Here is a 12,734-nt window from a genome sequence, read left to right as displayed (position 1 = left end):
GTTGGTGCCTAACCAAAGTCATACTCTCCTCTCACTCCTCTACCACTCGGTAAATTTATGACCGCCAATGACTGGTAAGGACGCTGAAATCGACTACTTAATGTTCGGACGTTTGACAGGACTCCACACCAGCAAGGGTGATGATATTGACCACTTCTTGGAGGATGACAACGGAAATAAGGATTATAAGACCAATAGTTTTACAAAATTGAAAAATGAACATACTGGTTCGAGAAAGAAGCTTGAGGCTTTGTTAGCAGAAGGAATTATCAAACAAAGGGTATTTGCTAATTTCAAAAAAACCTTTGCATTTTAGAGAAACAGAAAGGGCACGATGCATCGTGCCCAAACATTAAGGTTTCGTTTCATAAATTCTATACTGCAGGGAATCAGCCAACTTTTATCATTAAGCAATCCCTTCTTCAATCCCCCCCTTTTTTTCCTTATCTTTGGCGACTAATCCATTTTAAACTTTTGTAAAGATTTTACTGAATGAGTTCGTACAAGCCAGAAGAGATTGAATCCAAATGGCAGGAATATTGGCGGGAGAACAAGACCTTCAAAACGCCGGAAGACCATGACAAGCCCAAATATTATGTGTTGGATATGTTTCCCTATCCCAGTGGGTCGGGCCTGCATGTAGGGCACCCGGAAGGCTACACCGCTACCGATATCCTGGCGCGATACAAGCGCATGAAGGGATTCAATGTGCTCCATCCCATTGGGTGGGATGCTTTTGGCTTGCCTGCCGAGCAGTATGCTGTAAAGACCGGCACGCACCCCCGGGAGACAACCGAAAAGAATATCAACCGGTTTCGCGAGCAGCTGCAGTCGCTCGGTTTTAGTTACGACTGGGACCGCGAGGTGAACACCACCGATCCTGATTACTACAAGTGGACGCAGTGGATCTTCCTGAAGCTCTATGAAAAAGGACTGGCCTACGAGGATGACGTGCCCGTGAACTGGTGCCCGGAGTTGGGAACCGTGCTGGCCAATGAAGAAGTGATCGACGGCAAGAGTGAAGTGGGCGGTTTCCCGGTTATCAAAAAGCCGATGCGCCAGTGGGTGCTTAAGATCACCGAATATGCCGACCGCCTGCTCGAGGGACTCGACGACCTCGACTGGCCCGAATCCACCAAACAGATGCAGCGCAACTGGATCGGAAAGTCGATTGGGGCCGATATCGATTTCCCGGTTGCAGGTAACGCTTATGACACCGATTCTACGGATGATCACAAGATTAGAGTATTTACGACGCGGCCGGATACGGTTTTTGGTGCCACGTATATGGTGTTGGCACCAGAGCATGAGCTGGTCGATAAAATTACCACCGATGAACGGAAAGAAGCTGTAAAAGCCTACCAGGAGGAAGCGGCCAGGAAATCCGACTTGGAGCGTACCGAGCTTAGCAAAGAAAAGACCGGTGTTTTTACCGGTGCCAATGCCATTAACCCGGCAACGGGCGAAGAGATACCGATCCTTGTGGCAGACTATGTGCTGGCGACCTACGGTTCCGGGGCGATTATGGCGGTGCCGGGGCATGACGACCGGGACTGGGAATTTGCCCAAAAATTTGACCTGGATATCGTTGAAGTCGTCGAAGGCGGCGATATCACCAAAGAGGCTTACACCGATACTGAAGAGGGCGTAGTCGTAAACTCTGAAAACGACGAGATTTCCCTGAACGGATTGTCGGTGGAAGACGCCAAGAAGAAAATTACTGACTGGCTTGAAGAAATGGGGCAGGGGAAGAAGGCCGTTAATTACAAACTGCGCGACTGGTTGTTTTCCCGGCAGCGGTACTGGGGCGAGCCGTTCCCAATCATTCATGTGGATGGAGAGCCCAAACCACTGGATAAAGATAACCTGCCTGTGACGTTGCCAGAGGTAGAAGATTTTGAGCCTACACCGGATGGAAATCCGCCATTGGCCCGAGCCGAAGGTTGGGTGAAAACGACTGATCCTGAGACGGGGAAGCCAGCTGTTCGCGAGACCAATACGATGCCGCAGTGGGCCGGATCCTGTTGGTATTACCTGCGGTATTGCAGTCCCCACTTTGATGGCGCCCCGGTCGATCCCGAGGAAGAGAAGTACTGGATGCCAGTAGATATGTATGTTGGAGGCGCGGAGCACAGCGTGCTTCACCTGCTGTATGCTCGTTTCTGGCACAAGGTGTTGTATGACTGTGGCGTCGTAACGACCAAAGAGCCGTTTCAGCGGCTGGTGCACCAGGGGATGATCCTCGGCGAAGTGGAATACACCGGATTCAAGAAAGAGGGCGAATGGGTTTCCCTGGACCAGGCTGAAGAGACTGATGACGTAGAACGTGTAAAACTCGATGAGACGGAGGTAGAAAAGCGGGGCGACAACTTTGTGATTAAAGGTACCGACACTTTTGTGGATGCGAAAGCTCACAAGATGTCAAAGTCGCGCGGAAACGTTGTAAATCCTGATGATATCGTCGAGCAATATGGAGCCGACTCGATGCGCCTGTACGAAATGTTTATGGGTCCGCTGGAGCAGGTGAAGCCCTGGAGCACCAAGGATGTTGATGGCGTATACCGCTTCTTGGGACGTGTGTGGCGATTGATCATTGATGAGGAAAGCGGTGAGCTGAACGACGCAGTGCTAAACGAAGAGCCATCAAAAGCGCAGCTCAAAGTGCTCCATGAGTGTATCAAGAAAGTTACCGAGGATGTTGAAGATCTTTCGTTCAACACGGCGATTTCGGCAATGATGATTTTTATCAATGAAGCCAACAAATGGGATCAAATTCCGCGTGAAAGCCTGGACCAATTTCTGGTTCTTTTGTCTCCATTTGCACCCCATATTACCGAAGAACTCTGGAGACGGCTGGGGCACGAGGGATCGATAGCTCATGCCGAATGGCCGGAGCATAATGAAGAATTCCTGGTCGACGAGACCAAAACCTATGCGATACAGGTCAATGGCAAAGTGCGTGGGGAAATCGAGGTCCCTACCGACAAAGCCAAGGATAAAGATTTGGTTCTGGGCAAGGCCAAGGAAGAGAAAAACGTCAAGCGCTACCTGGAGGAGGGAAAGCTCGTGAAAGAGATTTTCGTACCCGGTAAAATTGTGAATCTGGTGGTGAAGTAGTCGAACGACCAAATACTACAGTGAGGTGAACTACTACTTTTTTGGTCTTTAAATTAAATCTGATTGGTGCGTTTTATTTCCTTTTTAAACATTAGGGCAAGTAGCAGCATGAATAACGGTGCTGTAATTGCCCAGGGAGTTGCAAGGAGTAATAAACGCTCAGAAAAGTCAGGATAGAAATAAACAAATGATATCAACGGCGTAGTAAGAGCGTGGGCTAAAAAGGAATATCTGACCCACTTTTGAATGCCATGTCGTTCAAATACTGGCAAAGCGATTAAAGTGGCCAATCCCATGAATATGTATCCTATTGCATCGAAGTCCCAGAAAAGAGAGTGTGGCGTTTGCTTGAGAACTTCGATTTTATCCCCCACGCCCTGAAGTGTCAACGGAATAACTGTTGCCAGCTGGACGACATAATTTGCCGTTACAAACACTACATATATAGCGGTAAATATTAATGCTGCATGGCTCCAAAATTTTTTATCGACCGGCACCACATAATGAAGAGCCAACATTTCAAGCAGGAAAGGCAGGGTTATGCAAAGCGAAAATCCATAGATAAGAATTTCATCCAGTGGATAAGTGAGCATACCCCAAATCTGTAGCATCTGAACGATGTAGAAAGCTAATGTTGCCAAAAAGGCGGTTAGCCCGCACCAATACCCAAATAAATATATCCTCTTCATTGTTACTTTTGTCAGAATAAGTACACAGTGGGGCTATTCGTTGTTTATTTCATTACAAATTAATGGTGATTCTACCAATTAATCCCGACTCTGAAAAACGACTGCGTTCCCCGCAATTTTAGATCCTCTTGCTCTCCGGAGATAACATCAAAGATTTGTTTAAAATCCTCGGCTTCACCATCGGTCCAGTGTAGCCTTCTCAGGGTAAAGCCTGCTGTAACACCAATTTTTCCTCCAAGCAGGCGCTCAAATTTGGCATCAATATTCAAGTCTGTATTTCTGGTCAGCCGCACTCCTCCAAAGGTATTATTTTGAGATTGAAACCCATCACTTATCCCGGTGAAATCTCCCATTGCTCCTACACTGCCCACAAGAGAAGCAAAAGCCGTAATATTATCTTCTAGGACCGGCAAACCGGTGGGAATCCTGATCTCTGCCCCCAGGCCGCCACCAAGACTTCCCGTGCCGATATTTGCGGTAGCGTCATCTTCAATATCCATCAGCTCCAGATTTCGATACCCCAGGTTAAACCGAATGGGAATGTAACTGCCGATAGGTAACCCAAAAAAATTCCGAAATAGCGTAATATTCCCACCAACATTTAGATCGGCTGTGATACTGCGGATATCACCTTCGTTTTCTTGCGCGTCAGCAACTCCATAACTCAACATCAGGGAAGAGGATTTTGAACTTAGCATCAGGCCTTGACTTTCTCCGTTGAATCTAAACCGGTAGCTACCATCGTCACTTTGCAGATTATACGTATCATCAATATAACCGACCGCCAGTGAAGTGGTCTTCCGGCTTCGTTCGGCATTATTTACAACAGCAGAGGTCGACAGGATGTACTCAGAATGATTAATTCCGGAATTATCTGCAAAGGTATATTGGTATATCTCTGGATAAAGAGCTTCATTTATAATAGTAGGCTGAAATTCAGTGCCTTGGTGTGGCGTTTGTCCAAAAGCGGTCGTTGAAACAAAAAGTGTAGTTATAAAAAAGACGAATGATAGCACGTTCCTTTTCTCCAGACTCATAGTTACTCCCTCAAGATTAATTTATAAGCTTACCTATAAACAGTATAAATAATAAATGCTTATTTAATAGTGGTAAATTATTAGAACTGCTTAACCATTATTAATAAATAGTGAGCGAGCCTAAATGTTTTTTGATCATACTATTCCGTGATTTCATATTCTATGCAGCTTAAATATCAAGGAAAAAATACAGGTCTTCTTTATCTGTAAGCATTTTGGGGAGTTTGCTTTGGGCATGACCCTTGTTCCTGAAATCCAGCCAGCTATTCACATCCTGTTGTGTTAAGGAACGGATCGTAGGTGGTCCCAATGCTCCACTTTCCCGGCGAATGGCATAGTGCCGGTTGTTGAGTCGTAATTCTTCATCAATAGCCGTTGAGAGTCGCTCCAGGGTTTGGGTATGAACGGGGGCAGTGAACTGGATGAACCAGTAATGGCAAGGTATTTCCTGTTCAGATTTTAAAAAGCTGCCTACAGTAAAAGCACAGTGTGCAAGCCCTAAATCATCGCAGCATTTATCCATCGCCTCTTCAGCTTCGTAAAGTTGTAGAGCCTCGCCGTAATCATCCAGCATCTCATTCAATCGTCCCATTACCTTTATGCGGGGAGGATCCACCGAAGTAAAGGTCACGATATCTTTGACGGCATAGCGCCAGAGTCCGGTATTGGTGGTAACCAGCATAGCATAGGGTCGGTGGGGCTCAACTTCCCAAAGCGGCACGGTGGGCTGAATACTGAGCGATTCCATCTCGGGCAGTGGATCCGGGATAAATTCATAAAAAATATCGTTGTTGTGTACCAGCTTCAGATCTTCTTTCTCCAGGTGATCGGTAAAGGCAAAATAGCCCTCAGAAGAACCGTAAGTTTCGATGAAATCGAGTCCGGGTTCTCCGTATAGTTTTTCGAGATGGGGACGATAATTTGCAAGCTTCACTCCACCACAGATCATCAGCTTCAATGACGGCCAGATGTCAGAAACCCTGCTTTTCCCGGTTCGCTGCATCGCCTGTTGAAACAGTGTTAAAATCCAGCTCGGAACAGCTACAATGACGCTGATATCGGACTGAAGCGCCGAATCAAGAACTAATTCAAATTTATCCTTGAATGAAAGATGGGTTAGTTCCCGGGGATTTCTAAGGTGAAAGGGACGAAGCCACCAGGGGGAATGGAGTGCTGTATAGCCGCTTATTTCACCGATCGAGATTCCATTTTTCGTTTCAACAGTACCCGGCAGGCTCAGGTGTTTGCCAAAAACATTGGGTATTCGCCTCCATTTTTTTAGATAACTGAATGCCACACTTCTCATGAAGCGGTAATCGCTCCGGAGGCGTTCAGCAGAAAGCGGGAGATGTTTCCCTACACCTGTAGTACCGGCTGACACAGCATATTGTTCAATTTCTCCTGGCCATAGCAGATCGGTTTCCCCCTTTTTCATCCGGCTAATTTGGCTTTCAATATCCTCATAAAAGCAGATCGGCAATTGGTCACAAAAATGAGAATAGTCCTGAATCTCTGTAAAGTTGTGTTGCTTTCCATAGGTAGTACCTGCAGCCTTTGAAAGCAGTCTAAATAGGATTTCCAGTTGTAGATTTTTTACTCCCAAATCAGGCATCCAATCATCCAAAATTAATATGGAGGGATTATAGCAAAACTTGCTAACGAAAAAAATTGAATCACTTAATTAGGGCCTGCACTACGTGCCTGTCCGAATAAATTATCCCCACAGATGGTGTGGAGTTCACTGATTATTTTGGCATTATGTTTGTGGGAATCTTTAGATCCATAAAAATTAGCAAATGTATTTCTGTTGGCCCGATTTTTTATAAGTTGTAGGCAATCAAAATGTAAATTACTGTTACGATATAAGAGATGGGGATCAACAACGGGTTGCGAAAATGGGGCATTCTGGTCGGCATTATTACGGCACTTTTGTGTATAGCGGAATCAGAAGCCGTGGCAATGCAACAAACCGGACCTGAGGCCAGGTCTCCAAATGTAATTGTGATCCTTACCGATGACCAGGGATGGGGCGATTTGAGCATCAATGGCAATAAAAATCTTGACACGCCCGCGATTGATGCCTTGGCAAAATCAGGGGCTTCGTTCAGTAATTTTTACGTGAGCCCGGTCTGTTCTCCCACCCGTGCCGAGCTGCTGACCGGCCGTTATTTTCCACGTAGTGGAGTATACAGTACTTCGGCAGGAGGTGAGCGATTGGCACTTGATGAAACTACCATCGCTGAGCTGTTTAAGAGAGCGGGTTATAAAACCGCCATATTTGGGAAATGGCACAACGGTATGCAGTATCCCTATCACCCAAATGGGCGTGGATTCGATGAGTTCTACGGCTTTGCATCGGGGCACTGGGGCGACTATTTCAGTCCGCAATTCCTGGATCGCAACGGCAAGCTGGTGCAAGGCGAAGGCTATTTGAGCAATGATCTGACTGACCATGCACTGTCCTTTATGAAGCAGAACAGTGAGAACCCTTTTTTCTTGTATATTCCGTTCAATATTCCTCACTCCCCAATGCAGGTACCCGACAGGTGGTGGAACAAGTTTAAAAATAAAGAACTAGCCATGCACCACCGAGACCCGAAGAAGGAGAACCTGCAATTTACTCGTGCTGCCCTTGCGATGTGTGAAAACATCGATTGGAATGTGGGGCGCATTTTCGAACAGCTCGAGGAATTAGAAATTGCTGAAAATACAATTGTGGTCTATGCTAGTGATAATGGACCAAACAGCTGGCGTTGGAATGACGGCTTGAAAGGGAGAAAAGGCTCCACGGACGAGGGCGGCATTCGCTCGCCGCTTTTTATTCGTTGGCCCGGGATAATCAAATCTGGTTTGGAGGTAACAGAGACCGCATCTGCCATAGACCTTTTGCCTACCCTGGCAGACTTGGCGGGAGTAGATATCAAAACCAATCATCCGCTGGACGGTGTCAGTTTGAAACCGCTGCTGTTACAACAAGCCTCTCCTTGGCCTGAGCGCTTGATCTATTCTCACTGGAACGGCCGGACCAGCGTGCGTAACGGTACTTACCGGCTTGATCACAAAGGCCGGCTTTACAACCTGGAGGATGACCGCGGGCAATATCATGATGTATCTGGAAAATATTCCAGGCTAACCAAGGCGTTGAAGGATTCGGTGAAAAGCTGGGAGAGAGAAGTGGGATTACATAACATTGCCAAAGACCGGCCATTTCCCCTGGGTCATTCCGATTTCAAATACACCCAACTCCCGGCGCGTGATGGTGTGCCACATGGAAAGGTCAAGCGTTCCAATCCCTACCCGAATGCCTCATTTTTCACCAACTGGACAACCCGGAAAGACAGCATTACATGGGATGTGGAGGTCTTGGCAGAAGGGAAATACGATGTCACAATTTACTACACGTGTCCGCCGGAGGATGTGGGGTCTACGGTGTCGCTGCGTTTTGGGTCACGTTCAGTCGAAGGCAAAATTACTGAGGCTCACAATCCTCCGCTGGAGGGCATGCAGCAGGACAGGGTGAAACGGATAGAATCTTATGTAAAAGATTTTAGGCCGATGCAACTGGGGACGATTGAGCTGGAAAAGGGCCGCGGACCGTTGACCCTTAAAGCCAAAGAGATTCCCGGGGACCAGGTGATGGATGTCCGTTTGCTGATGTTTACGAGAATTGATAAATAGGGTATCTGGGATGAATAGTAAAAGGAAAGTTCAAAGTAAAAGGGATTTATGGATCGCAAAGAAAGCATAAAAACAATGTTACTGGGTACAGTTTCATTACCCCTGCTAAAAAAGAGTGAGTCGCTCTCTGTTTCAAAACCAGGTCAAGGCGCCACTGCCGCTGAGCCGATGAACAGCGAGTGGGATCGCTGGCCTGACATGGAGTGGACCGGCCCAATGTTCTGGGGCAACCGGCTGCAGGACTGGCATATAAGGGATGGGAAGGCCGAGTGCGCCGTCAGCGACAATAACCGGACGCTGCACTGCCTGACCCACCAGTTGGCGCCACTTAATGGGACTTTTTCTACCCAGGTGGAGATTGAGGTTCTGAATCTCACTGAATCCCCGGAAGATTATGTGGGCTTCCGGATCGGGGCGAAAGGAAATTTTGAAGACTACCGGTCGGCTGCGGTTTTCGGTGAAGGACTTGAGGCAGGCATAACCGTGGAGGGCAACCTTTTTGTTGGAGATCAGTTGAGCGCGAAATCGATACCACTCGATAATCCCATTCGGCTGGTGGTCGAAGGCATACGGGCTAAAGGCGGGGGGACGTTGATTTCAATATCGGCGGTTGATCCGGCATCGGGGAAAACACTGAGTGCATTTAAAAGCGACGGCCCGAAACAGTCCCAGCTGGCCGGAAATGTAGCACTTGTATCTCACTTTCAGTCAGAGGACCGGGATGGGGAGTCCCCCTCTGTCGCGTTCAGTGCGTGGAAAATAACAGGTGATAAAGTTCGTGTTCATCCACAGCAAACGTACGGGCCGATCTGTTTTGCCCAGTACACCCTTGATAGCGGAATTTTGAAGATGACCGCCCAGCTTGCACCCATCGAAAAGATTGAAGGGCATAGGGTAGCATTGCAGATCAGGGAAAATAACAGGTGGAGTTTAGTCCAGGAAACAACAGTAGATTCGATGTCCCGGACTGCTCATTTTCGTGTTGAAAACTGGGAATATGGGGAAAAGATCCCTTATCGAATTACTATTCTGCTTCCTCTAAATACCGGAGAGGAGGAATTTCATTACGAAGGTACGATCGCAGCTAACCCGACGGATTCCGACAAGTTGAAAACGGCGGTATTCAGCTGTAATAGTCATTATGGATTCCCGAATAATGAAGTGGTGGAACATGTGGGGAAGTACCAGCCCGACATGGCCGTATTTTTGGGCGATCAGATCTATGAAAGCCACGGTGGATTTGGCGTTCAGCGTTCGCCGGTAGAGAAAGCAAGCCTCGATTTCCTTCGAAAGTGGTATATGTTTGGCTGGTCATACCGCGATATCTTCCGTCATATTCCATCCGCATTTATCCCGGACGATCATGACGTCTACCATGGCAACATTTGGGGAGAAGGCGGTGGGGATGCCCCGGTAGAAAAAGGCTGGGGATACGACTCACAGGACGAGGGCGGCTATAAAATGCCGCCGGAGTGGGTAAACATGGTGCAGCGCTGCCTGACCAGCAATCTCCCCGAACCTTACGATCCAACCCCGGTTAAGCAAGACATCAGCGTCTATTACACCGGCTGGAAATATGGCGGAATAAGTTTTGCTATCATTGAGGATCGGAAGTTTAAAACAGCACCCAAAAATGTGTTACCGGAAGAAGCCAAGGTTGTCAACGGCTTCATCCAGAACCGGGAGTTTGAAATCAGGGATTACTACGATATTGATGCGGACCTGCTCGGGGAGCGTCAGATTTCATTTCTGCGGGATTGGGCAGCCGACTGGAGTAATGGCACCGAGATGAAGGCGGTACTATCGCAAACCAATTTCTGCACGCTGGCAACCCTGCCGGAGGGAAGCGTGCTCGATCAGGTTGTACCCAAGCTGGAGATCCCCGAGCGCGGAAAATATGTGAAGGGTGATGCCCCTACGACCGACATGGACTCCAACGGCTGGCCACAGAAAGGTCGGGATGAAGCTCTCAAAACTATCCGCAAAGGATTCGCTTTCCACATCGCCGGGGACCAGCACTTGGCAAGCACGGTACATTACGGGATTGAGGAGTTTGGCGATGCCGGGTTTGGCTTTGCGGGACCGGCACTTAACAATGTATGGCCGCGGCGCTGGTGGCCCCCGGTTGGAAAAGGGCACAGACCTCTGCCCGGGCGTCCCAAAAATACCGGCAATTTCGAAGATGGTTTTGGCAACAAAATGACAGTGTATGCAGTCGGGAACCCCGTGCAGACCAACCGTGAGCCGGCTATCATTTATGATCGTGCCACGGGTTATGGCATCGTTACGTTTGACAAATCGGAGCGGACCATCACCGTGGAATGCTGGCCGCGGTATGTCGATCCGGAGGCAAATCCGGGGGGACAGTTTGATGGATGGCCGGTGGTCATTCGCCAGGAAGACAATTACGGTAGGGAGGCGGTGGCTTACCTGCCGGAAATTATTGTGGAAGGCATCGAGAACCCGGTTGTGGAAGTTTATAATCAAGCTACCGGTGAGCTGGAGTATGCACTGCGTATCAAGGGACGCACGTTCCGGCCAAAAGTATTTGAGGTGGAAAGTCACCGCCTGCGAATTGGAGAACCGGATACAGACGAGTGGCAAGAGTTTGATTCAGTAAGTCCAGCTGATGAAGGGCCGATTGTTTGTAAATTTTAAGAAGATTAAATAGTTGGTCAGATCGCATAGAATGACCTTCACTCTTCGCTAATCAAAAACAACGAGATATGAAATTGTGTTACGGCCTAAAGAGTACAGTTCCTTCCAATTTTATGAAGGCCAGTATCCTCTCTGCAATTTTCTTATTGATGTATACCGCATCGGTCATGGGACAAGGCCAGTCTCTACATGTTGAGGAGCCCTCAAATATCATAGTATTTGTGGCTGATGACGCAGGCTGGAGAGACTCCGGGGCCTATGGAAACCAAACGATAAAAACGCCCAATATTGACCGGCTGGCCAGTAACGGTCTACTATTTGAGAAAGCATTTCTAACCACGGCACAGTGCAGTCCATCGCGTATTTCGATGCTTTCGGGATTGTATCCCCACGCTACGGGAGCGGAAGATTTACACATGCCCCTGCCCGAGGGTACGCGGATTGTACCTGGCTACCTGGCTGATCAGGGATATTTCACCGGTCATATGAAAAAAACACATTACGGCCCCCACGCTGATGCCCAGTTCGACTGGTACAGCGAGGAGCTCTCGAAAGCGTTTCCCTCGTTTTTGGATAATGCGGATCAAAGCCCCTTTTTCCTGTGGGTGGGATTTAGTGATCCCCATCGTCCCTATGACGATGCCCCGTCTCGTCATGACCCAGAAGATGTCCTTGTACCACCATATTTGGTCGATGATTTAGAAACGAGGGAAGATATTGCCCGATATTATGACGAGATAAGCCGGATGGACGATCAGATCGGTCATTTTATCGAGGAACTGGAGCAGCGCGGTGAACGGCAGAACACCCTGATCATTTTCCTGAGCGATAACGGGGCTCCATTTCCGAGAGCGAAGGGGACCGTATACGATGCAGGAATTCGAACGCCACTGATATTCAACTGGCCGAAACGGATTGAACCGGGCAGCCGCTACAAAGAGCTGACAAGTGTTATTGATCTGGCCCCAACGCTGTTAGAGCTTTCAGGACATGCAGTGCCCGATCACATGCAGGGAGAGAGCATCTTGCCGGTCCTTTTTGATCAAACCTTGCCGGGGAGAAAATATGTGTTCAGTGAACGAAACTGGCATGACTGTGATGAGCATATCCGGAGTTTGCGCACTGACCGTTATAAGCTGATTAAAAATGCGTATATCGATCTGCCTCATGGCACGCCTGCCGATATCGGTGGCAGTGCCTCATTTCGCAGTTTGATCCGACTCAAAAAAGAGGGGACCTTGACTCACGCCCAGTCGCGATTGTTCGAGGTGCCCAGACCGCGTATTGAGCTCTATGATCTGCAGGAAGATCCCTGGGAGATACGCAACGTAGCTGCGGATTCAGACTATTGGCAGAAAGCGCGTGAGTTGGCCCAGCAGCTTGATGAATGGATCAAGAATACGGGCGACTTTCCCCCATATGTTCGCACCCGAGCCGATCATACCGATCGGATGACCGGGGTGTGGTTCTCAAAAGAGATTCCACCTATGCGGAATTTACAGCAGGAATAAAACTTGTTCGGAGTGTAACTTTTGGGATCCTGTATTCCACTAAT

8 protein-coding genes are annotated in these 12,734 nt (G+C 48.2%); 5 read left to right on the top strand and 3 right to left on the bottom strand.

Annotation, left to right across the window (positions count from 1 at the left end):
* The first annotated feature begins 67 nt into the window (after positions 1 to 67).
* On the top strand, positions 68 to 316 hold the full coding sequence (locus NC796_RS04020) for a hypothetical protein (protein WP_310682341.1): 249 nt from the start codon (positions 68 to 70) through the stop codon (positions 314 to 316).
* A gap of 176 nt (positions 317 to 492) precedes the next feature.
* On the top strand, positions 493 to 3,117 hold the full coding sequence (gene leuS, locus NC796_RS04015; RefSeq protein WP_310682339.1) for a leucine--tRNA ligase: 2,625 nt from the start codon (positions 493 to 495) through the stop codon (positions 3,115 to 3,117).
* A 53-nt stretch (positions 3,118 to 3,170) separates the two neighbouring features.
* Here the strand turns inward: leuS and NC796_RS04010 are convergent, their stop codons facing one another.
* From NC796_RS04010 to NC796_RS04000, 3 genes are all read right to left on the bottom strand, one after another.
* Positions 3,171 to 3,806, bottom strand: a complete 636-nt coding sequence (locus tag NC796_RS04010; protein ID WP_310682337.1) for a hypothetical protein — start codon at positions 3,804 to 3,806, stop codon at positions 3,171 to 3,173.
* Between the two features lie 71 nt (positions 3,807 to 3,877).
* Positions 3,878 to 4,843 carry a hypothetical protein gene (locus NC796_RS04005; protein ID WP_310682335.1) on the bottom strand — a complete coding sequence of 322 codons (966 nt, stop codon included), beginning with the start codon at positions 4,841 to 4,843 and terminating at the stop codon, positions 3,878 to 3,880.
* 169 nt (positions 4,844 to 5,012) lie between these two features.
* A complete protein-coding gene (locus tag NC796_RS04000; protein WP_310682334.1) occupies positions 5,013 to 6,455 on the bottom strand; it encodes a GH3 auxin-responsive promoter family protein in 1,443 nt (480 codons plus the stop codon).
* Positions 6,456 to 6,712: 257 nt separating this feature from the next.
* Here NC796_RS04000 and NC796_RS03995 point away from each other — a divergent pair, with 257 nt between their 5' ends.
* The 3 genes from NC796_RS03995 to NC796_RS03985 all read left to right on the top strand — a co-directional run bounded on the left by NC796_RS03995 (position 6,713) and on the right by NC796_RS03985 (position 12,690).
* Positions 6,713 to 8,521: an arylsulfatase gene (locus NC796_RS03995; protein ID WP_310682332.1), complete on the top strand. Its 1,809-nt coding sequence runs from the start codon at positions 6,713 to 6,715 to the stop codon at positions 8,519 to 8,521.
* A gap of 48 nt (positions 8,522 to 8,569) precedes the next feature.
* The gene (locus NC796_RS03990) at positions 8,570 to 11,179 is read left to right on the top strand and encodes an alkaline phosphatase D family protein (RefSeq protein ID WP_310682330.1); all 2,610 of its coding nucleotides are present in this window, start codon (positions 8,570 to 8,572) and stop codon (positions 11,177 to 11,179) included.
* A gap of 68 nt (positions 11,180 to 11,247) precedes the next feature.
* Positions 11,248 to 12,690: a sulfatase gene (locus NC796_RS03985; RefSeq protein WP_310682328.1), complete on the top strand. Its 1,443-nt coding sequence runs from the start codon at positions 11,248 to 11,250 to the stop codon at positions 12,688 to 12,690.
* The last annotated feature ends 44 nt before the right edge of the window (positions 12,691 to 12,734 follow it).

Origin of the sequence: Aliifodinibius sp. S!AR15-10 (assembly GCF_031569985.1) — a bacterium.
GTDB lineage: Bacteria > Bacteroidota > Rhodothermia > Balneolales > Balneolaceae > JAMQKA01.
This window is presented reverse-complemented; position numbering and strand designations above follow the sequence as displayed.